Annotated in this window: 23 protein-coding genes; 10 read left to right on the top strand and 13 right to left on the bottom strand. The window is 42.0% G+C overall.

Annotation, left to right across the window (positions count from 1 at the left end; all coding sequences use genetic code 11):
• Positions 1-129: 129 nt before the first annotated feature.
• A complete protein-coding gene (locus QZ576_RS18190; protein WP_297099675.1) occupies positions 130-1,452 on the top strand; it encodes an ATP-dependent 6-phosphofructokinase in 1,323 nt (440 codons plus the stop codon).
• A 15-nt stretch (positions 1,453-1,467) separates the two neighbouring features.
• Here the strand turns inward: QZ576_RS18190 and QZ576_RS18185 are convergent, their stop codons facing one another.
• The 4 genes from QZ576_RS18185 to QZ576_RS18170 all read right to left on the bottom strand — a co-directional run bounded on the left by QZ576_RS18185 (position 1,468) and on the right by QZ576_RS18170 (position 5,178).
• On the bottom strand, positions 1,468-1,791 hold the full coding sequence (locus QZ576_RS18185) for a MazG nucleotide pyrophosphohydrolase domain-containing protein (RefSeq protein ID WP_297099673.1): 324 nt from the start codon (positions 1,789-1,791) through the stop codon (positions 1,468-1,470).
• Between the two features lie 5 nt (positions 1,792-1,796).
• Complete coding sequence (locus tag QZ576_RS18180) at positions 1,797-2,498, bottom strand: SDR family oxidoreductase (RefSeq protein ID WP_297099671.1); 702 nt, start codon at positions 2,496-2,498, stop codon at positions 1,797-1,799.
• Positions 2,499-2,613: 115 nt separating this feature from the next.
• Positions 2,614-3,306 carry a response regulator transcription factor gene (locus tag QZ576_RS18175; protein WP_297099669.1) on the bottom strand — a complete coding sequence of 231 codons (693 nt, stop codon included), beginning with the start codon at positions 3,304-3,306 and terminating at the stop codon, positions 2,614-2,616.
• A 120-nt stretch (positions 3,307-3,426) separates the two neighbouring features.
• A complete protein-coding gene (locus tag QZ576_RS18170; RefSeq protein WP_297099667.1) occupies positions 3,427-5,178 on the bottom strand; it encodes a sensor histidine kinase KdpD in 1,752 nt (583 codons plus the stop codon).
• 181 nt (positions 5,179-5,359) lie between these two features.
• Between QZ576_RS18170 and QZ576_RS18165 the strand changes: the two genes are divergently transcribed.
• Positions 5,360-6,268 (top strand): hypothetical protein, encoded by a 909-nt coding sequence (locus QZ576_RS18165; protein WP_297099665.1) that lies wholly within the window; start codon positions 5,360-5,362, stop codon positions 6,266-6,268.
• 414 nt (positions 6,269-6,682) lie between these two features.
• Here QZ576_RS18165 and QZ576_RS18160 read toward each other — a convergent pair whose 3' ends face one another.
• From QZ576_RS18160 to mtnA, 3 genes are all read right to left on the bottom strand, one after another.
• Positions 6,683-6,970 carry a hypothetical protein gene (locus QZ576_RS18160; RefSeq protein ID WP_297099663.1) on the bottom strand — a complete coding sequence of 96 codons (288 nt, stop codon included), beginning with the start codon at positions 6,968-6,970 and terminating at the stop codon, positions 6,683-6,685.
• A gap of 70 nt (positions 6,971-7,040) precedes the next feature.
• Positions 7,041-7,793: an S-methyl-5'-thioadenosine phosphorylase gene (gene mtnP / locus QZ576_RS18155; RefSeq protein WP_297099661.1), complete on the bottom strand. Its 753-nt coding sequence runs from the start codon at positions 7,791-7,793 to the stop codon at positions 7,041-7,043.
• Between the two features lie 107 nt (positions 7,794-7,900).
• The gene (gene mtnA, locus QZ576_RS18150; RefSeq protein WP_297099659.1) at positions 7,901-9,007 is read right to left on the bottom strand and encodes an S-methyl-5-thioribose-1-phosphate isomerase; all 1,107 of its coding nucleotides are present in this window, start codon (positions 9,005-9,007) and stop codon (positions 7,901-7,903) included.
• Positions 9,008-9,099: 92 nt separating this feature from the next.
• Here mtnA and QZ576_RS18145 point away from each other — a divergent pair, with 92 nt between their 5' ends.
• On the top strand, positions 9,100-9,723 hold the full coding sequence (locus tag QZ576_RS18145) for an HAD family phosphatase (RefSeq protein ID WP_297099657.1): 624 nt from the start codon (positions 9,100-9,102) through the stop codon (positions 9,721-9,723).
• Here QZ576_RS18145 and QZ576_RS18140 read toward each other — a convergent pair.
• From QZ576_RS18140 to QZ576_RS18130, 3 genes are read right to left on the bottom strand one after another with little or no spacing between them, the layout of a single operon-like run.
• Positions 9,715-11,052: a peptidylprolyl isomerase gene (locus QZ576_RS18140; RefSeq protein ID WP_297099656.1), complete on the bottom strand. Its 1,338-nt coding sequence runs from the start codon at positions 11,050-11,052 to the stop codon at positions 9,715-9,717. The two genes, QZ576_RS18145 and QZ576_RS18140, sit on opposite strands and share 9 nt — an antisense overlap.
• A 4-nt stretch (positions 11,053-11,056) precedes the next feature.
• Complete coding sequence (locus tag QZ576_RS18135) at positions 11,057-11,866, bottom strand: peptidylprolyl isomerase (RefSeq protein WP_297099654.1); 810 nt, start codon at positions 11,864-11,866, stop codon at positions 11,057-11,059.
• Positions 11,867-11,869: 3 nt separating this feature from the next.
• Positions 11,870-12,688, bottom strand: a complete 819-nt coding sequence (locus tag QZ576_RS18130; protein ID WP_297099652.1) for a peptidylprolyl isomerase — start codon at positions 12,686-12,688, stop codon at positions 11,870-11,872.
• Positions 12,689-12,834: 146 nt separating this feature from the next.
• On the opposite strand from QZ576_RS18130, the gene QZ576_RS18125 reads away from it, so the two are divergent.
• The 6 genes from QZ576_RS18125 (at position 12,835) to QZ576_RS18100 (ending at position 17,366) form a co-directional block, all read left to right on the top strand.
• Entirely contained in the window at positions 12,835-13,737 is a 903-nt protein-coding gene (locus QZ576_RS18125) for a hypothetical protein (RefSeq protein ID WP_297099650.1), read from the top strand.
• Positions 13,724-14,263 carry a GNAT family N-acetyltransferase gene (locus tag QZ576_RS18120; RefSeq protein WP_297099648.1) on the top strand — a complete coding sequence of 180 codons (540 nt, stop codon included), beginning with the start codon at positions 13,724-13,726 and terminating at the stop codon, positions 14,261-14,263. The genes QZ576_RS18125 and QZ576_RS18120 overlap by 14 nt, the downstream gene beginning before the upstream one ends.
• 145 nt (positions 14,264-14,408) lie before the next feature.
• Complete coding sequence (locus QZ576_RS18115) at positions 14,409-14,675, top strand: acyl carrier protein (RefSeq protein WP_297099646.1); 267 nt, start codon at positions 14,409-14,411, stop codon at positions 14,673-14,675.
• A 113-nt stretch (positions 14,676-14,788) separates the two neighbouring features.
• Positions 14,789-15,604, top strand: a complete 816-nt coding sequence (locus QZ576_RS18110) for a mechanosensitive ion channel domain-containing protein (RefSeq protein WP_297099644.1) — start codon at positions 14,789-14,791, stop codon at positions 15,602-15,604.
• Positions 15,605-15,687: 83 nt separating this feature from the next.
• Positions 15,688-16,797: a glycosyltransferase family 1 protein gene (locus tag QZ576_RS18105; RefSeq protein WP_297099642.1), complete on the top strand. Its 1,110-nt coding sequence runs from the start codon at positions 15,688-15,690 to the stop codon at positions 16,795-16,797.
• A 5-nt stretch (positions 16,798-16,802) separates the two neighbouring features.
• Positions 16,803-17,366 carry an L-threonylcarbamoyladenylate synthase gene (locus tag QZ576_RS18100; RefSeq protein ID WP_297099640.1) on the top strand — a complete coding sequence of 188 codons (564 nt, stop codon included), beginning with the start codon at positions 16,803-16,805 and terminating at the stop codon, positions 17,364-17,366.
• A 50-nt stretch (positions 17,367-17,416) separates the two neighbouring features.
• Here the strand turns inward: QZ576_RS18100 and QZ576_RS18095 are convergent, their stop codons facing one another.
• On the bottom strand, positions 17,417-18,121 hold the full coding sequence (locus QZ576_RS18095) for a head GIN domain-containing protein (protein ID WP_297099638.1): 705 nt from the start codon (positions 18,119-18,121) through the stop codon (positions 17,417-17,419).
• Positions 18,122-18,308: 187 nt separating this feature from the next.
• On the opposite strand from QZ576_RS18095, the gene QZ576_RS18090 reads away from it, so the two are divergent.
• Entirely contained in the window at positions 18,309-18,743 is a 435-nt protein-coding gene (locus QZ576_RS18090) for a thioesterase family protein (RefSeq protein WP_297099636.1), read from the top strand.
• Here QZ576_RS18090 and QZ576_RS18085 read toward each other — a convergent pair.
• The gene (locus QZ576_RS18085) at positions 18,717-19,244 is read right to left on the bottom strand and encodes a hypothetical protein (RefSeq protein ID WP_297099634.1); all 528 of its coding nucleotides are present in this window, start codon (positions 19,242-19,244) and stop codon (positions 18,717-18,719) included. The two genes, QZ576_RS18090 and QZ576_RS18085, sit on opposite strands and share 27 nt — an antisense overlap.
• A 165-nt stretch (positions 19,245-19,409) precedes the next feature.
• The coding region (locus tag QZ576_RS18080; protein WP_297099632.1) for a hypothetical protein at positions 19,410-19,601 on the bottom strand (192 nt) is incomplete at its 5' end.

Below are 19,601 nucleotides of genomic sequence, written 5' to 3'. Positions count from 1 at the left end.
TGTCTTTATCCTCCAACTTCTTTTTCAATTCTATTCCATACTTAACAAATCTGTTCTGCTACAGCAAGCATTATTGAACCATTATGGTTAAATTTGAAAAGTTTTAATGGCAACCACAAAAACATGGGTATGGCTGAAGAATTTTATGTTAGCAGATTAGGAAAATGCACCGTTAAATCACCGCTGAACCTCTCAACAGTTGAAGGAGACGGGATTTTCGATTTTATTCGTGATGATGATCGCATCCTTTACTACAACACAGTATCGAAAGTAAAAGAACAATTGGCAAAAGGCGAAGAACCGCTTTCGTTTGAGCGCGCCGGCCCAAGGGAACACCTTTATTTCGAGCCGGCCAAAACACGCGTTGCAATTGTTACCTGTGGTGGTTTGTGTCCCGGACTGAATAATGTAATCCGTGGTATTGTAAATAACCTGTGGGAACGATACGGGGTTAAGAAAATTTACGGAATAAAATACGGCTACTCCGGTTTTATTCCCGAATACAATTTTCCTTACATCGAGCTTGATCCGGATGTGGTTGACGACATTCATAAAGCAGGTGGCACAATGTTAGGTTCGTCGCGCGGAGTACAACCGGTTGAAACAATTGTTGACACGCTCGAGCGCCTGAATATTAATATACTTTTTACCATTGGTGGCGATGGTACACAGCGTGGAGCACATGCGATTGCCGAAGAGATTAAGAAACGGAATCTGAAGATTTCGATCGCCGGAATTCCAAAAACAATCGACAACGACATTAACATGATCGAGCGTTCGTTTGGTTTCGAAACCGCTTTTTCCATTGCAATGACTGTAATTCAGAATGCCCACTACGAAGCAAAAGGCGTGTACAACGGCATTGCGGTTATAAAACTTATGGGGCGCGATTCAGGATTTATTGCTGCGAACGCTGCACTGGCTTGTCCGGATGTAAATTTTGTACTTATCCCGGAAATGGATTTCGACCTGGATGGCGAAAAAGGCTTTCTCACTGTGCTGAAAAAAAGACTTGAGGAAAAGCAACACGCGGTTATTGTAGTTGCCGAAGGTGCCGGCCAGTTCTTTTTCGGTAAGGAGAACAAAAACACAGTTGAGAATAAAGTTTACGAAGATATCGGTTTATACATTCGTGATAAAATCGGAGAGGAATTAAAAGCTTCCGACATCCCTTTTTCATTAAAATACATTGACCCAAGTTATATTTTACGCAGCACACCGGCCAACGCAAACGACAGTAAATTTTGTTTTCAGCTGGCACAAAATGCGGTGCATGCTGCCATGGCCGGAAGAACTGATTTTGTAGTCGGTTACTGGCAGGGAGCTTTTACAGTGCTACCGATTCCGCTGGCAACTAAAGAGCGCAAAAAAGTGAACCTCGAAGGGAACTTGTGGGGAAGTGTTTTGGAAGCTACCGGGCAACCCGTTTGTATGCAAAACAACTGCCCCTGATTTTATATTACGGATTCAAACGCGAACCCATTTTCGCTGTTTATTCTTTTCCTCTTTGCTGCGAAAGGCCTCTTCCAAATCAATTCCTTTTCGGTTGGCAATGGCACACAGGTATATAAAAATGTCTGCCAGCTCATCAGCAATCTCGGAGAAGTCGGAATTTGAATCTATGAGTAATCCTTCTGATTTTCGGACGGCTTTAAACAGTTCGCCTACCTCTTCGCCCAGCAACAGGCATTTGTCGATTGTAGTTTGCGAGGCAAATCCTCGGTCTTGTTCCAATTCGGTAACATAGTTTTGAAAATCGGCGAGTTGTGGTTGATCTTTCAATGTGGGCATAGATTTTAACTTATACTGTTTGGTGACTCTAAAATTACTTCTTTTACACATGCTGCGGGAGAAAGTTGCAGCAACCATTCGATGGTTTTAAACAGGTCGTCGGGCTGAATCATTTGCTCACTTTCCAACGGTGTTCCGGCATCAAATGCCATTTCGGTGTTTACCCAGCCGGGGCACAAAGCGGTCACTTTTATTCCCAACGGATTCAACTCACGGTAAAGCGATTCACTCAAACCAACCAAGCCAAATTTCGAAGCACTGTAAGCTCCGCCGCCGGAAAAACCAACTTTCCCCGAACGCGATGCCACATTGAAAATATGACCAGATTTTTGCACTTTCATTACCGGAACAACTTCTTTTAAAACGCTGTACTGAGCTGTTAGATTCGTTTCCAGCATTTTCTCAAATTCATCTTCTGCAATATCTACCGATCCACTAAAATGAATCCCCGCATTATTCACCAAAATATCGATGCTTTCGTTTTCTGCAACGATTTTTGCAATGGCTTCTTTAACAGCTGACTTATCGGTGATATCAAGCTGCAAAACTTTTGAATTGCTTCCAATCTCTTGTGCTACCCGCTCAAGATTTTGCTGGTTTCGGCCCACCAAAATCGTTTGATAGCCCAACTTCGATAACCCTGTGACAATAGCTTTCCCAATTCCTTTTCCTGCTCCTGTTACAACAGCAGTTTTTCTTTGACTCATATTTTTGAATTTGAGTCCTAAAGATAGAAAGAGGAATTCTGAAAAAACAGCTATTTTGAGATTTTAATCGACCGATCTGCGCTAATCATTTTAGATCAACGTCGTCTGCATTCTATCAGGAATTTACTTCCAACAGGAATCCACTGCCATGAATATTCTTGATCTCGATGTTCGGGTCGTCTTTCAAATACTTGCGAAGTTTGGTAATAAAAACGTCCATACTGCGAGCGGTAAAATAACCATCTTCCCCCCAGATTTTGCGTAGTGCTGTTTCGCGCGAAAGCAGTTCGTTTTTATTTTGGCAAAGCAGTTTCAGCAAATCGGCTTCTTTTGGCGAGAGCTTTTGTTTTTCGCCGTCGCGGGAGATGGAACGCAACTTTGAATCAAATTCATACGAACCGATGGAAAACAGAAATTCATCAGTTATAGGCTGCGTTGACTGCCGTTTAATGATAGCTTGAATTTTACACAGCAAAACTTCGGTATCAAAAGGTTTGGTAATATAATCGTCGGCGCCCACGTTGTAGCCTTTCAGAATATCCTCTTTTAAGGTTTTTGCGGTAAGAAAAACCATCGGGATTTCCTTATCCAATTCACGTATTCCGGCGCCAATTGTAAAGCCATCAACATTGGGCAACATCACATCCAAAATACAAATTTGAAATGACCCGGCTTTGAATTTATCCACCGCATATTTCCCATCGTCAACCCATGTAACTTCAAAGTCGTTCAATTCGAGGTACGATTTTAACACCGCCCCAAAACTCAGGTCGTCTTCTACTAGAAATATGTGTTGTGCCTTGCTCATTTATTTGTTCCCATTCTCACCCCCTTAATCCTCCGAAGGGGGAAATCCCTCTCCGCCAACTGGCGGAAGGTCAGGAGGGATCGTTATTATTTGTTACTCCCTTGCAAAAAACTGTTGCCGTTATTCCCTCACAAAAGGTAAAAATACATCAAATTTGCTTCCCTTGCCCGGTTCGCTACTCACGGAAATGCTTCCACGATTTGCTTCCAACACGGCTTTTACGTAACTCAATCCCAGCCCAAAACCTTTAACGTTGTGGATATTACCACTGGTTTGGCGGTAAAAACGTTCGAATATTTTTGCCTGGACCGCCTTGTTCATACCAATTCCTTTATCGGCCACCGAAACCACCACACCCTTTTGTTGATTGATTGTTGATACGGTAATCTCAGGCGCATCACCTGAATATTTATTGGCATTGTCGATCAGATTATAAACCACATTCGTACAATGAATCCGGTCGGTGGTCACCATTGAATTAATGGCTTTCAAATCCAGCTCAATCTTACCGCCGCGTTTTTCAACCTGCAATCTAATTCCCTGAACAGCATCGCTGATCAGGTCGTGCACATCGATGGTTTCCCAATGAAACTCAAAATCTTTTTTATCGAGACGTGCAATAGTGAGAATATCCTCTACCTGTCGGTTCATGCGGGTGTTTTCCTTTTTTATCATACCCGCGAAATATTTTATCCGCTCCGGATCGCCCAGCACTTTCTGATTGGTAATCGAATCTGTTGCCACCGAAATGGTTGCAATCGGCGTTTTAAACTCGTGCGTCATGTTATTGATGAAATCCGATTTCATCTCCGAGATTTTCTTTTGCCGAATAATGTAAAAGATACTGAGGGCAAAAGTCATTAAAATAATCAGTGAGAATAAAAATGATGCGATCAGCAACCAGTTTAGCGAGCGATAAATAAAACTGTCGCGCTCCGGAAATACAACAGCAAGTTTTATGTCTTTCTGGAAAATATCGTTGGGATAAAGCTGCGCCTGAAAAACGGTGTTAACCACTTCCAGCGAATCAGTTACCGGCTTTGGAAAACTCAACTCGTCGCCACGAAAAATACCATATTCAAAATCGAGTGGGATATTGTTCTCGTCAAGCTCTTTTTTAAGTACCTCGTAAATCAGCTTTTCATCCAACTGACGCACGTCCCACGTAGCAACTTCTGTAACAACTTTATTCGCCATTCGTTTCAGGCTGGTAGCTTTCAATTTCACACGTTTTGAGATATCGGGAGCCAGAATCTGAAAAGTATCCAGATCGGTAAGCAGCGAATCGATCTTAACCGTACTAATGGTATAAAGCGAGTCGGCACTTCTGATAATCGTGTCGCTTTTTACAAATACAACACTCCCCTGCTCCGGACTATCGCCGGCAATTACCACATGGTTTTGCCCCGTTGTTGAAGTACTTAAGTTGTAGGTGTACGATTGTACTTTCCGACTATCGGAATCATTGTCGATATGAATTTCAATGCGGGCCTCATCATTATCGGGTGCAAATTCGCGAATGATTCTTACCGGTCGTGTAGAGTCTGTCCGCTGCCGGAAAACACGAGTTTTACCGGGCGAAACATTCCAAGTCAACTCATTATCTGAGTCGGTATCAAATTCAACATCGAAGTCAAAATCCTGAAGCAAGTCGGCCGAATCACCGGCAAACACCATTTCGTTTACCACGCCAAGGTTGTGCAGATCTTCCAAACGACTTACGGTTTGCTGCATCGCCTGATTTACGCCACGTTCGAACATCTCATTTTTTACCCGGATCGCGTTGTTCATCCATACGAGCTGAACGGCAATGATCCCCAAAATGGAGATACCCATCAAAATGATCAATCCGGTAAAAAGCTTCTTGTTCATGCTTCAAATATAGGCATTTACACCCGCCAATTGTAGATTTTAACTTTTCCTTAACAGATTTTAACCGGCCTTTAACGGACTGTCTGACAAGCTTCAGCGTATATTTGTTTCGGGAATCAGAAATCGATTTCAGCGAACAGATTCAAACGAAAAACAAAATAAATTTTAATAAATTAACGACATGAAACAAGTACTATCACTTACAGGAATTTTAGCCCTTGCCTTATTTTTCACATCTGCCATTTCGATTAACGAAGCACCGCAGGATCCTCCAAAAACAAAAAAGGAGAAGAAGCATATTAAAATGGTGAAGATTGGCGACGACGGCAAGAAAATGGAAATTGATACTGTTATTGGTGCCGACCAGGTTTTTGTGTGGAATGGCGACACAATTGGCGGGAGCAAAGAGTTGAGTTGGATTTCGGAAGGGGATTTCGATTTTGATATGGACTTTGATTTTGACATGGAAGCAGATGAAAACGGGAATGTATTTATCCTGAAAGGAGACGGAGCCTCAAAGCCAATGATCTACGAATTTAAAACCGACGATGGCGACTCGGCAAAGCACATAATGATGAAAGTTATTTCAGATGATGTGTCGTCTGATGTGATGCAGTGGCACAGCAAAAATGGCAACGATATGTTTTTTGGTGCGCCGGGATCAGCCAGTCCGAAAGTTATTCGCATAGACAAACAAAAAAGCGGAAATGTGATCGACTTAAGTGATCCGGGCATTATTTCGTTCGAGAAAAAAGAACTGAAAAACGGAAAAGAGAAGATCGTAATCGTTCGTGAAAAACCAAGTGAAGAGGATGTTGAGGTGCACGAAGAAATTATAATGCACAACAGTGGCGCAGCGCCAATGATCATTCATGAAGGAATGCCGAATATGACCAAAAGAATTAAAGTAATTGCCGACGATGAAGGCCGCGTTGAAATTTTGGAAGATGGCAAAACATGGACCGTTGAAGAAAGCGATGAAGACACGCAGGTAATTGAAAAGGATGGCAAAAAAATCATCATCAAGAAAACGAAAAAAGATGGTGAGATGAAAGTTGATGTGGAGGTAGAAGAAGTGGAAGAAAACTAATTATATACAATCTCAGAAATAACAAAGCCAGTGTAATTAACAACATTGGCTTTGTTTTTTTAAGAATTAGTTACCAGCACTTAAATAATTTTAGTTTAGCCCTATCAGGCGGATTCTACTCTTTGGTTTAGCCCAAAGAGTAGACAGAAAACCCAAGGCTGCGCCCACTTCACTCGGAAAATCTACGCGATGCCAGCTAAAATTCCTGAAACTCGTCGTGCCTCCTCAAACATCTGTAATTTTTTACGCCGTCACCGCTTGTTTTCCGGTTCACCGGCCGAGGCCAAGCTGCGATGTAGCAGCGTCACATCTGTGGACGGCCTCTTTTGGTCGTTGCCCGGAATTGAAATGAAACCTTTAATGAGAGCGGGAAGCTCCGAGGGATCGAGGAGATCACCCGTCCGAATTTAGGTTTTATGAAAATGGAGGGTAAAGATCAAAAGAAGCCTTGACTTTTTTGTATCGTTTTTGTGTCAAGACAAAAATGATAGCCTCCGGCAGGAAAAGGCAATAGTCTTCAAGTGAGATATTATCAATCTTGCCTCCACCAAGATCAAATTTTAACTCACGTTTATAAGATCGGATTTTTATAAATAAAAAAGCGGCGCTCGCTAGAGTGCCGCTGGAAACTGAATAGCCAATTGTAGCAAGTTGGCTGAAATATTTAGTACTAACTGAACGGTTATAAAAACTGCGTTTCATGGCATTGAAGCAGTTGTGTTACGATTCACAAATGCTGTGCCAAAAATGCATTTTAACCATTCAATCTACACTATTTTTGCAACGACGCTATCGTGTTTTGCAAAAGCGCAATTACATGCTTAACGTTCTCGTTAAAAACTTTCAGTACCTCTTCCCAGGTAACAGGCGCCTCATCAACATTCCAGCAATCGTAATCGGTACTTAGCGCCACAGCTGCATATGGAATCTCTAGTTCGTTGGCCAGAGCACACTCAGGAGCGGTCGACATATTAATAACATCGGCGCCCCACGCACGAAACATATTCGACTCGGCACGTGTCGAAAACCGCGGTCCTTCAATCGTTATGACCGTTCCGCTTTTATGAAATCCAAGATCCAAAGCTTCGGCATTTTCAATCAAAGCGTGACGCAGCTTCCAGTTAAACGGATCCGACATTGCCGGGTGATTTAGCTGTCCGTCTTTAAATTCTTCAACAAAACTGTTTTTCCGGAACCGGGTAAAATCAATAAACTGATCGAGCATTACAATTTCTCCGCGGCCAATCTCCAAACGCAGACTTCCGCAGGCGGTGGTCGCTAAAATGTGGGTGCAGCCCAACTCTTTTATAGCCCAAATATTAGCTCGGTTATTCACTGACGAAGGCGGAATTGAATGATCTCGACCATGCCTCGATAAAATGACCACATCCACGCCGCCAATTTTGCCGCATTTAAACGACGATGAAGGCGCACCATAAGGCGTTTCAACACTTACCTCAGTTACCTCTTTCAGAATGGCAGGATCTTCCAGTCCGGAACCTCCGATTATTGCAATTTTTTTCATCTCATTAAAATTGTTTACTTCATTTGTATTCGATGTAACTCCCGATGAATTTTAATTCTTCTTACCTGTAAATTTGAAGAATAAAAATTCATGTTCGTTTCATAGCACTATTTATTTATTTTCTCTGGATACAATTTCAAAATACTCTCTTTATCTGCTTTACAAATGCCGCGTTCCGATATCAATCCGGTTACTAATCGTGCCGGAGTTACATCGAAACCATAGTTGGCAACCGAACTATTTTCAGGAATCAGTCGCACCGATTTTATCTGCTCATCGTGCCAGCCTTCAATCTCCGAAACTTCATCGGCCGCTCGTTGCTCGATGGGAATTTCTTTTACACCGTCATGCATTTCCCAGTCGAAAGTACTTGATGGCAAAGCCACATAAAAAGGCACATTATTATCATGTGCTGCCAGCGCTTTTAAATAAGTGCCTATTTTGTTGGCCACATCGCCGGTAACGGTTGTCCGGTCGCTGCCCACAATTACCATGTCAACCATTTGATGTTGCATTAAATGGCCACCGGCATTATCGGGAATAACGGTGTGCGGCACTCCTTGTTCGCCCAGTTCGTAGGCTGTTAATCGTGCTCCCTGATTTCGCGGGCGTGTTTCGTCAACCCAAACATGCACTGGAATTCCTTTTAAATGCGATTTGTAAATGGGCGCAGTTGCCGTTCCCCAATCAATACAAGCCAACCAGCCGGCATTGCAGTGGGTTAAAATATTCACCGCACTCCCCTTTTTTTGATAAATTTCCTCGATAATTTCCAGCCCGTACTCTCCTATTTTATCGCCAAAATCAATTTCCTGCTGTTTTAACTCGCCGGCTTTTTCAAGCACCTTTTCTTTCAACTCGGCATCATCCATATTCGCCAAAATAAAAGCCAGCATTTCATCTACCGCAAAAGCCAGATTTACAGCTGTTGGCCGCGACGATTTTAAATACTCAGCCATTCGTATCAATTCTTCTTCCCAATTTTCATTTTTCAGATGAAGAAGCCCCAGATACATCCCATAAGCAGCGGTTACTCCGATTAAAGGTGCTCCACGAACCACCATTTCTTTAATGGCAAAAAAAGCGTCGTCGGCCGAACGCATGGAAAAAGTTTCGAAAACAAACGGCAATTTCCGCTGATCGATCACCTGAATAATTGTTGGGTCGTCGGCGTCTACCCAAATTGTATGATAATGTTTTCCCTGAATTTGCATGAATAATGAACTTCGTGTAGTTTCTAAAGTTTAATATGAAGTTAAAAAAGATTTTCCCGAAATGCTTACTTTCGTGAAATAAATTTAGAGAAATGAAGGCAGACCTTGCGAACATAAAAAATATCATTTTCGATTTGGGGCGCGTACTATTAAACCTTGATTTTGATGCGTCGATAAAAGCGTTTCAAAAGCTTGGCAGCGACGGTGAAGTTTTAGACCACAAAAATGCGTATGCCGACCCGATTTTCTACAACCTCGAAGTTGGCAAAATTACGCCTGCCGAATTTAGAAATGGCGTAAGAAAACTACTTCAAAACAAAGAGCTTACTGACGAACAAATTGACGAAGCGTGGTATGCTATGATTCTGAATATTCCGGCACACCGCGTAAAAAAGGTGCAGGAACTCAGCAAAAATTACAACCTTTATTTGTTTAGCAATACCAATCAAATTCATATCGACCGGTTGCTCAAGGAATTTAAAGCGCTACACGGCATTGATTTCCCGTCGCTTTTTACAACGGTTTATTACTCGCACGAGATTCACGATCGAAAACCGGAAGTTAGCTCGTATGAAAAAGTGATTGCACTGTCGGGTGTAAATCCGGAAGAAACGCTGTTTATCGACGACTTGGAAAAGAACATTGATGCCGCTCAAAAAGCCGGATTAAAAACTTATTGGTTACAAAATGGCATGGAAATGACGGAGCTATTTTAAGATGCGAACCCGTTTTATCCGGATATCTTCGATTGGCCGCCAACGCCGGTCGGTTTCTACCTGAACGATTTTATCTACCACATCCATTCCCGAAGTTACCTGCCCAAAAATGGTGTAACTGCCATCGAGATGAGGCGCGCCACCAATGGTTTTATAGACCTGTCGCTGCTCGGCCGAAAACTTGTAATTATTGATTTCTTCCAACTCATCCAAACCTTTATCGAAATATTTTCGCCCTGAAACGATGTAAAACTGCGATCCGTCGGAACGTTGACGTTCATTCTCAGTATCCGGTTTTCGCGGCGAACCGATCATTCCGCGTTTATGATATAAACCGGGAACAACATGCGCCGGAATGGTGTAGCCCGGACCTTTCCACCCCACATTTGCACCGGGCACAGCATAACGGGTATCGGCAGCACCACTTTGTATCCCGAAGTCTGCAATCACGCGGTGAATTAGCAAACTATCGAAATAATGTTCTTTGGCCAGCCGGATAAAATTATCGCGGTACTCCGGTGTTTCGTTGAAGAGTTTTATCGTGATATCGCCGTAATCAGTTTCCAGAACAAGCCCTTTAATTTTGCGGTTTTCGGCAGCAATTTTTTCGTTCGATGTATTTTTCAGCATCTCCAAGGGTTCGGGTGTTTCGTTTTTCTTTCGGAGCATGTCGGTAATAAATTCGGCAGGGATGGCAAAACTCTGCAATTCGAAATTAACGGTTGCGGAATAAGCCACGCCAATCACTTTTCCGGTTGACACAAAAATTGGTGCGCCAAACTGCGATGACCGAATCTTGTTGGTAAGGCGGAACAAACGCGTCCCCCGAATATTGGCCAGGTTTAAAACTTTCCCGGTAAAAAGTTGGAGGGTTTTTCCGGTTTTTGGTGCCACATAAAATGATTTGGCAAAATTGGGCAAAGTGTCTTGTTGTAATGCAATGGGTTTGCGGCTGATGCTGTCCACTTTCAAAATGATCAGATCGTTTATACGATCGAAAGCTACGAAACTGCGTGCGGTATATTTTTTATCCTCATCGAACGGCTGCACCTTAACATTGGTGGCCTGATTGACTAACGAATATTTGGTTACCAACAAGTCTTCGCCAACAAAAAATCCCTGCCCCGTTTCCAAAATCCGATCGCCATCGTACGAATCGATTTTTGCGATCGAGCCCATCAACTGATTCCAAATATCCTGTTCTTCATCAGCAGCAGCGTTTTGTTTTGGTGCTGTTTCCTCTTGCTGTGTCTCCTGCTTTTTTTGTTTATTTCCGCAAGAACTTAAAAAAACAATAGCCAGTAATATGAAAAGAATTTGTTTCGCCATAACACTACTTAATCACAGTCACTTTGATTTTCACATCGTTATACGGCCGGTTATTGCTGTCGGTTTTTAGGGCTGCAATTTTATCAATTACATCGAAACCCGAAATGCATTCGCCAAAAATCGTGTATTTTCCATCCAACTCAGGATAACCGCCAACTGTTGTATAAGCTTCGCGCTGGGCATCAGAAAATTCAAGCGTATTGGGATTCAAATTGTAATCGGTTTCAATGTCGTCTTTTATTTCGCCAGCCAATTCCCGGAATTCTTTCACCTTTTTCTCTTCTTTCAGTTGCTTCAGCTGCTCGCGAACTTCGGGCGTCATATACTTCTCCACAATTTTTTTCCGGATGGGAACATTCACGGCCAACTCCATGGTATCCAAAGCTCCCTCGGTATGCACGCTTCCTTTTACAATAAAAAACTGCGAAATATCCGACTGCTTAAACGGGTTTACTTCATCGGGCTGGCGAGGGGCACAAAGCGATCCTTTTTTATGAAAATAGTGCTTCAGAATTTCGTCGTCAACCGTTTTGTCCGGATCGCCATAACCGATGCGTTTTCCCGGAGGCGCGTTTCGCGAACTTCTAGAACCGCCCTGAATCAAAAAATTCTCGATTACACGGTAAAACAAAGTGCCATCGTAATAACCTTCGTTGGCCAGTTCGATAAAAGCGTTTTGGTGTTTTGGCGTGTCGTCGTAAAGCTGGAAACGCATATCGCCATAATTCGTCAAAATCTCAACAATATGCGATTGCGCAGAAGCAGAAACACCTAATAACCAAACAAATACAATTAACAATCCGGTTTTAAACATAAACTATTTTGTGCGTTTTATTTCCATTTTCACATCCGTTTTCGGACGATCGTACTGATCCGTTTCAACGGCCGCGATCTTGTCCAAAACATCCAGTCCCTCAACAACCTCGCCAAAAACAGTGTACTCTCCATCTAACGACGGATAACCGCCAACGGTTGTGTATGCTTCGCGCTGCTCGTCGGTAAACGAAAACTTCGGTTGCTCAGTCCAGGCGCTATCGGCAGTGGCGCGCAGTTCAGACACAAAAATGTTAAAACCGTCCTGATCGTTATTTTTTCGGTATTCGTCTAACTTTGGTTTTGCCTCGGCAAATTTTTCCTGCAAAAATTCATTTTTAGCTCGGCTGTTCAGCATCATTTCCATGGTGTCGAGTTTTCCAGGCGTAAAAAGTTCGCCCTGCACAATGTAAAACTGCGATCCGCTTGATCGTTTTTCAGGATTCGACGGTCCGCCACGACGCGCTGCTGCCAAAGCTCCTTTTTTATGAAAATGCTGCGGAAGGATTTCTGCCGGAATGGTATAACCAGGATTTCCTCCTCCCAAACGCTGACCCGCTGCTGCGTTTTTCGAATCGGGGTCGCCGCCCTGAATCATAAAATTCTCCATTACACGATGAAAAAGCAAGCCTTCGTAATACCCTTCGTCAATTAGTTTTAGAAAATTCTGTTTGTGTTCGGGCGTATCGTCGTACAATTTTAATTTTATATCGCCAAAATCGGTTGAAATCACAACCAGGTCTTTCTCGCCTGGCTGTTTGGCATTGCTACACGAAATTCCTACCCCTACGAAAGCAATTAGTATTAAAACAATTAATTTCATTCGTTTATTATGGTTTATTTTCAATGGTAACTCATGGAACTCAGTTATAATCCTCCTCCATTGTGTATAATTCTTACCTGCTCGTTTCCTCATTCCTATATAATTTTCTTATTTTGACATTATAAAATTCCCGTAAAGATAAAAAGATGATAAACATTCACTCCTGCCTTCTTTTAATGTTCGTGTTTTTTTCATGTTCAAGTCCCGAAAAGGTGGAAGACAACACCATTGTACAATTGCAGGCGGAAAAATATATTCCTGAAGTTGCAGATAAACTGAATGAAAACTCGGGATTGATGATTTTCAATGATCATTTTTGGGGATTTAACGACAGCGGAGGCAAAAACGAACTGTATGGTTTTAATAAATCGGGCAAAATAAAATACGAAATTGAGCTCGAAGAGGCCAAAAACAAAGATTGGGAATCGATAACGCAAACCGACAAAAAGATTTTTATTGGCGACTTTGGAAACAACATGGGTAACCGCGATAACCTGCGTATTTACAAAATAGACAAAAAGGACATTTCCGACAAGGAAGAACAAAAAGTTGACTCCAAAGAAATTAAAATTAAATATGCCCGGCAGGACCGTTTTTCTTTTGCAGATAAAACCACTCCGTACGATTGTGAGGCGATGGTAGCTTTTAAAAACAAACTGTACCTTTTTAGCAAAAACTGGCGCGACGGAACTACGTGGCAGTACGAAGTGCCCACAAAAAAAGGCGATTACGAAATTACTCCCACCGATACTTTTAATGTAAAGTGCCTGGTAACCGGGGCCGACATCAGCCCCGATAATAAAACGCTGGCACTGGTTGGATACGAAAATTACCGCTCGTATATCTGGCTGTTTTCCGACTTCCCGGGCGATCGTTTTTTTGAAGGCAAAAGTCAGCATATTAAGCTGGAAGGGATTGACGGCGCACAAACCGAAGGCATTTGCTTTTTAAGCAACGACAGCATTTTGGTTTCGTGCGAAAAAACCCAAAGCCACGATCAGCAGGTTTTTCTGTTCGATTTAAATAAACTCAGCGATGGAACACATTAGGGTAAACCACAAAATCAGGCTCGAACTGATTAACTCGTCGATGGCCGATATTGTATATCAAACGATTGACCGCGATCGCGAATACCTGAAAAAATGGCTTCCGTTTGTGCAATACACCAGCAAAATCGAAGACACACAGTCTTTTATAGCCAGCATTACCCACAGCGGCAACAAAAGCGACCTGGTTTACACCATTTGGTACAACGAAGAATTTGCCGGACTGATTGGTTTTAAAGATACCGATTGGGTAAACCGCAAAACCGAACTCGGTTACTGGCTGGCCGAAAAAATGCAGGGAAAAGGTATTATAACTTCTTGCGTTGAAAAACTCATGCGTTTTGCTTTTCAGAAACAAAAAATGAACCGCATACAGATTAAAGTTGCGGAAGAAAATTTACAAAGCGAGAAAATTCCACTGAAACTGGGATTCGTTTACGAAGGCACTGAACGCCAGGGAGAACACCACAACACCGGCTATGTAAATCTTAAAATTTACAGCAAACTGAAACACGAAATTGTGGAATAGTTGCAACCTCAACCGGTTTTTCATGTCAATATAATTGTTAAGCATGGGTTATAATGCAGATTATTAGCCGTTCAGTAAGACGAACTCATTGAAAATTTATATATTTGACCCGTAAATTCATTTGTTCGAATTTTAAACAGATACAATGGAAACAGAAACAGTTACAGAAAAGTCGCTACGAAGAAACCTCTACCGGGTGTTGCGCAAAACAGGTGTTACCAGAGATAACATTTGTTTGACCGCCTCGTTTTATGAGGATCTGAATTTCGACAACATCGATTGGACAATTTTTATTCACTATTTAGAGCGCGTCTTTAACATTCGGATTAATGATGACGAGCTAAATAGTTTTTCGAATGTAAACGATACGCTCCTGTACTTACGTGGAGAATTGGTTTATTCGAGTAATTAGGCAGACGAAACAGAAATGAACGAAAAAGGGATTCAATAAATTTGATTCCCTTTTTTATTTGAACTTTTCGAATGAAAGTTTGTATCTTATATCAAATTTAAATGACCAAACAAATGGAAGAAGTAAACAATTTATCCGAAAAACTTTACGATTTAGTAATGACTTATGGTCCCAAATTAATTGGGGCAATCATCACACTGATAATTGGTTTGTGGGTTATCTCATTAATCAGAAGTGCAGTACGCAAACGTTTTGAGAAACAAGAAGTTGATCCTTCACTTCGGGGGTTTCTGAACAGCCTGATAGGAATTGGCTTAAAAGCCATGTTGTGGATTGCAGTAATTGGAATGATGGGTGTTGAAATGACCTCTTTCATTGCCATTCTTGGTGCTGCCGGTTTGGCCATTGGTATGGCTTTTTCGGGCACGCTATCGAATTTTGCAGGCGGTGTAATGATCCTGATTTTCAAACCATTTAAAGTGGGTAATTTTATTAGTGCACAGGGACACGCCGGAATTGTAAACGAAATCCAGATTTTTAATACGATACTTAAAACACCTGATAATAAAACGATTATTATTCCGAATGGCGGATTATCAACCGGGGCAATGACTAACTTTTCTACTGAAGCCAAACGCCGTGTTGATTTTACTTTTGGCATTGCATACGGCGATGATGTTGACAAAGCCAAAGAAGTTTTAATGAAGCTGATAAAAGCTGACGAAAGAATTATAAATGATCCGGCCGAACCGTTTATTGCAGTTAGCGAACTGGCCGACAGCTCGGTAAATTTAGTGGTTCGTGTTTGGGCAGAAGCAGCCAATTATTGGGGAATTTATTTCGATCTTCAAGAGAAAGTTTACAAAACATTCGAAAAAGAAGGTCTCAATATTCCTTTCCCACAAATGGATGTACACGTACAGAAATAGTAAAACGATACAACAAATTATTGAGGCCGGGCAACAAAACCCGGCCTTTTTTGTATTTTTAAAAGCACACTAAACAGAAGACGATGAAAATAGGATACGACGCAAAACGAGCTTTTTTGAACACCTCCGGACTAGGCAACTACAGCCGGAATACCTTGAATGCCCTTCAGAAATATTTCCCAGATCACGACTACACTTTGTTCACTCCTGAGATTAAAGCCGCCATGCTTGAGGAACAGGATAAGTTTGAGGTAGTTGCACCGGAAAATGCGCACTCCGGATTAAAACAAGCAATCTGGCGTTCGATGCAACTAAGCGACGAAATCCAGGACCACAACCTCGATCTTTTTCATGGATTGAGCAACGAACTGCCAAAGGGAATTCATAAAACCGGCATCCCAACTTTGGTAACGATTCACGACCTGATCTTTATTCGTTATCCCGAGTTTTACAAAACACTCGACCGCGCTATTTATTTCCGAAAAACCAAATATGCGTGCAATGCTGCTACTAAAATTTTAGCTATCAGCCAGCAAACCAAAGACGACATTATTGATTTTGTAGATGTTGATCCGGAAAAGATAGAAATACTTCACCAGGCAATCTCGCCACTGTTTTTTGAAAATGCCAACACCGGATTAATCAAGGAAAAATACAAACTGCCCAACGAATTTATTTTGGCGGTTGGAACGGTTGAGGAACGCAAGAATCAGCTTTCGATCATAAAAGCGCTGGTAGAAAAAAATATCAATATGCCACTGGTTTTGGTCGGAAATCCAACTTCGTATTGTAACGACATTCATAAATACATTGCCGAAAAGCAACTTCATAACCGGGTAATTTTCCTGAAAAATATTCCGGAAGAGGATTTGGCCGGCATTTATCAACTGGCACAATTATCCATTTACATTTCGGTATTCGAAGGTTTTGGATTGCCGGTAATTGAGTCGATGGCTTGCGGCTGCCCGGTAATTACATCAAACGCTTCGTGTTTACCGGAAACCGCCGGCGATGCTGCGGTGCTCTGTTCGCCACAAAATATTGAAGAGTTGGGTAACAAAATTGAAAAGATACTTAATGACACCAATTTTCGGAAAGAACTAATAATGAAAGGGCGTGTGAGAGCAAATGAATTTCAACCAAAAAAATATGTTGAAAAATTGATTTCTTTGTACGCTGAATTAATAGGATAAAATAGATGCACGACGATTTAAAAAAGGCAGTTGAGGTTTTGAAAAGCGGTGGGATAATTCTTTACCCCACCGACACCATTTGGGGCATTGGCTGCGACGCCACCAACGCAGAAGCAGTAAAACGCATTTACGATATAAAAAAACGCGAAGACTCGAAAAGCATGCTGGTTTTAATGGAAAATCCGGCTTTGCTCGATCGTTATGTTGATGAAGTTCCGGAAGTTGCGTGGGATTTAGTTGAGGTAAGTACAACTCCGCTAACCGTTATTTACCCGGGCGCAAAAAATCTGGCTGCCAATTTAATTGCCGAAGACGGGAGCATCGGTATTCGCTTTACCAAAGAAGAGTTTACGCGACAGTTGCTGCAACGTTTCCGCCGGCCAATCGTTTCTACTTCGGCAAATATAAGTGGTGAGAAATCGCCGGCTTTCTTCGATGAAATTTCGGAGGAGATTAAGGATGCTGTTGATTACATAGTGGAATACCGACAGGATGATCATACCGCTTCAAAACCATCGAGCATTATAAAACTGGGGCCGAGCGGACAAATCGATATTCTCAGAAAATAAAAAGGCCACCTGAAAATCAGACGGCCTGAACTATTTTAAATCCGGCTGGATTACATATTTTTCACCCTGCCCGAGCCGGCTACCGAAGCATCAACAGTTGGATTGCCTTTGTAATATACACTGCCTGATCCGGCGATTCGTGCTTTTACTGAACCGTTTGATCGAACCGTGCAATTGCCCGATCCCGATGTACTCACAGTAACATCTTCAGCTTCGAATTCTTCGGCTTTAAAGTTACCTGAGCCTGAGATTGAAACCGAAAGTTCGTTGGCAACGCCGTCGCCCTCAATTTGAATATTACCCGAACCGGAAATCGCTCCTTTTACTTTGTCTGATGTCAGGTCATCAATTTCAATATTTCCGCTGCCGCTAACGGCCAAATCGATAATTCGTGCTTTAATTTCGTCGGCTAAAATATCTCCCGAGCCCGAAACTCCAAGTCCGTTCACATCCGGCACAGTAATGTAAATATCTATTTTACCGGGTTTGTAATTGCGCTGAAAGATACTTTTCCCAGGAAAACGAATAATCAGTTTACTGCCGTTTACTTCGGTAATAATATCTTCAAGAGTTGACTGCTTGGCCTCAATCCGTACACTTTGTGGACTTCCTTGTTCAAGATGCACAGTTGCCGGAATTCGCAAACTTATCTCCGAAAAACTTGACACATCGCGGATTTCGTCTTCTGCCTGAACTGTTGAGGCCATAAATAAGCCCATTACCAAAAGGCTCAATACTAAAAATCTGGTTTTCATGATATACTATTTATATTTCCAATTTAATTTCTTTACTGTCAGGAATAATATTGGTGCTTAAAATCGGTTAAAACCAATGGTCGATCCGACCAATATTATTATTACGTTTTAATGACGTGACAATCGGAATAAAGTTGCACACGACACAAAAAAAATTGCACTTTTAAATGCATAAAGAAAGCATTTCATGAAACAGGAACACATTGTACCGGTGCAGATTCGGTTTAACGACATCGACCTGATGGGCCATGTTTACAACGCCAAATACCAGGAATTTTTCGATTTGGCACGCCTAAAATATTTCGGGACCGTTTTGGGTGATCTCATCAGCTGGACGCACAAAGGCTTGATCATTGCCTCGGTAAAAGTGGATTACATGCAACCAACCTTTTTGGAGGATACTATTCATGTGCAGACTTCGGTATCGTCGCTTGGCGAAAAAAGTCTTGAAATGAGGCAAGCTGTATACAAAGAAAATAGTTCGGAGCCGGTTGCAATTTGCAAGTCGGTAATGGTTTGCTTTGATATGAAAGCAAGAGTTTCGGAACCCATTCCGGAAGTTTGGAGAAAGAAATTTGCGGATTTTGAGCCTGACTTAAGCGTCGATCAGCCCTTCGGGTAAATTAAGAGTTAGCGAACTTTCATTTTCGCTGTACGAAACCAACATCTCTTCGTGAAACGGAATTAACAATTCCTCGCCCCGGTACGAAACCGTAAAAACAATATTCCCGGAATAATCATCAACGTGATCGATTACTCCAATTTCGCCCAGTTTACTATCAATTAACATCAATCCTTCAAAGGTCGATTCGCCTTCTTCCTGCTCATCAATAATTTCGGAATGAAATAAATAGGCACTGGCACCAATTAGTCGTTTGGCGTATTTTTCGTCATCTACCCAATCGAACTTTACGATAGCCGATTTGGATGAACGGAAACGGAAACCGTCTTTCTCCACAAAAAAAGGAACGAGCAAACCATCCAGTTCTACAAAAAAGCGGTCGCATTCTTCCACTGAATATTCAAACTGTTCGTCAAACTCAAGGACTACTTCTCCGTGTACGCCATGCGTCTTTCTGAAGAATCCAACTTTTTGGCAATCGGTTTTTGGTATCGTTTCCATACTTCAAAAGTAAGGCATTTTCACATGAAACGGTAGTTATAAGTAGAAAGTTCCAAAAAATTGCAACATAATTTTTGTACCAAGAGGCTAAACGAAGTGTATAAACACAAAAAAACCACCTGCCTAAAGGCAAGTGGTTTTCTATAATAAGATGAGTTGTCTTTCTTAAGATTCCGCACCTTTTTCTTCTTCCGAAGCTTCCTCTTCAGCAGCAGGTGCTTCAGCTTCAGGAGTTTCTTCAACTTCAGCAGTTGCCTCTTCTTCTGCTTCTTCAGCAGCAGCTTCAGCTTCAGCTTCTTTTGCAGCAGCTTCGGCTTCGGCAGCTAATTCTGCTTCTCTTGCAGCAATAGCGGCAGC

It is taken from the genome of uncultured Draconibacterium sp., assembly GCF_913060805.1.
In the GTDB taxonomy this organism is placed as follows: Bacteria; Bacteroidota; Bacteroidia; order Bacteroidales; family Prolixibacteraceae; genus Draconibacterium.
This window is presented reverse-complemented; position numbering and strand designations above follow the sequence as displayed.

Excerpts from the sequence above, each read along its gene's own strand:
- QZ576_RS18130 (WP_297099652.1), bottom strand. The coding sequence starts at position 12,688 with ATGAAATTAATTGTTTTAATACTAATTGCTTTCGTAGGGGTAGGAATT.
- QZ576_RS18090 (WP_297099636.1), top strand. The coding sequence starts at position 18,309 with ATGAAACAGGAACACATTGTACCGGTGCAGATTCGGTTTAACGACATC.
- QZ576_RS18140 (WP_297099656.1), bottom strand. The coding sequence starts at position 11,052 with ATGGCGAAACAAATTCTTTTCATATTACTGGCTATTGTTTTTTTAAGT.
- QZ576_RS18165 (WP_297099665.1), top strand. The coding sequence starts at position 5,360 with ATGAAACAAGTACTATCACTTACAGGAATTTTAGCCCTTGCCTTATTT.
- mtnP (WP_297099661.1), bottom strand. The coding sequence starts at position 7,793 with ATGAAAAAAATTGCAATAATCGGAGGTTCCGGACTGGAAGATCCTGCC.
- QZ576_RS18180 (WP_297099671.1), bottom strand. The coding sequence starts at position 2,498 with ATGAGTCAAAGAAAAACTGCTGTTGTAACAGGAGCAGGAAAAGGAATT.
- QZ576_RS18085 (WP_297099634.1), bottom strand. The coding sequence starts at position 19,244 with ATGGAAACGATACCAAAAACCGATTGCCAAAAAGTTGGATTCTTCAGA.
- QZ576_RS18110 (WP_297099644.1), top strand. The coding sequence starts at position 14,789 with ATGGAAGAAGTAAACAATTTATCCGAAAAACTTTACGATTTAGTAATG.
- QZ576_RS18105 (WP_297099642.1), top strand. The coding sequence starts at position 15,688 with ATGAAAATAGGATACGACGCAAAACGAGCTTTTTTGAACACCTCCGGA.
- QZ576_RS18115 (WP_297099646.1), top strand. The coding sequence starts at position 14,409 with ATGGAAACAGAAACAGTTACAGAAAAGTCGCTACGAAGAAACCTCTAC.
- QZ576_RS18185 (WP_297099673.1), bottom strand. The coding sequence starts at position 1,791 with ATGCCCACATTGAAAGATCAACCACAACTCGCCGATTTTCAAAACTAT.
- QZ576_RS18145 (WP_297099657.1), top strand. The coding sequence starts at position 9,100 with ATGAAGGCAGACCTTGCGAACATAAAAAATATCATTTTCGATTTGGGG.
- QZ576_RS18100 (WP_297099640.1), top strand. The coding sequence starts at position 16,803 with ATGCACGACGATTTAAAAAAGGCAGTTGAGGTTTTGAAAAGCGGTGGG.
- QZ576_RS18095 (WP_297099638.1), bottom strand. The coding sequence starts at position 18,121 with ATGAAAACCAGATTTTTAGTATTGAGCCTTTTGGTAATGGGCTTATTT.
- QZ576_RS18135 (WP_297099654.1), bottom strand. The coding sequence starts at position 11,866 with ATGTTTAAAACCGGATTGTTAATTGTATTTGTTTGGTTATTAGGTGTT.
- QZ576_RS18120 (WP_297099648.1), top strand. The coding sequence starts at position 13,724 with ATGGAACACATTAGGGTAAACCACAAAATCAGGCTCGAACTGATTAAC.
- QZ576_RS18190 (WP_297099675.1), top strand. The coding sequence starts at position 130 with ATGGCTGAAGAATTTTATGTTAGCAGATTAGGAAAATGCACCGTTAAA.
- mtnA (WP_297099659.1), bottom strand. The coding sequence starts at position 9,007 with ATGCAAATTCAGGGAAAACATTATCATACAATTTGGGTAGACGCCGAC.
- QZ576_RS18175 (WP_297099669.1), bottom strand. The coding sequence starts at position 3,306 with ATGAGCAAGGCACAACACATATTTCTAGTAGAAGACGACCTGAGTTTT.
- QZ576_RS18170 (WP_297099667.1), bottom strand. The coding sequence starts at position 5,178 with ATGAACAAGAAGCTTTTTACCGGATTGATCATTTTGATGGGTATCTCC.
- QZ576_RS18160 (WP_297099663.1), bottom strand. The coding sequence starts at position 6,970 with ATGAAACGCAGTTTTTATAACCGTTCAGTTAGTACTAAATATTTCAGC.
- QZ576_RS18125 (WP_297099650.1), top strand. The coding sequence starts at position 12,835 with ATGATAAACATTCACTCCTGCCTTCTTTTAATGTTCGTGTTTTTTTCA.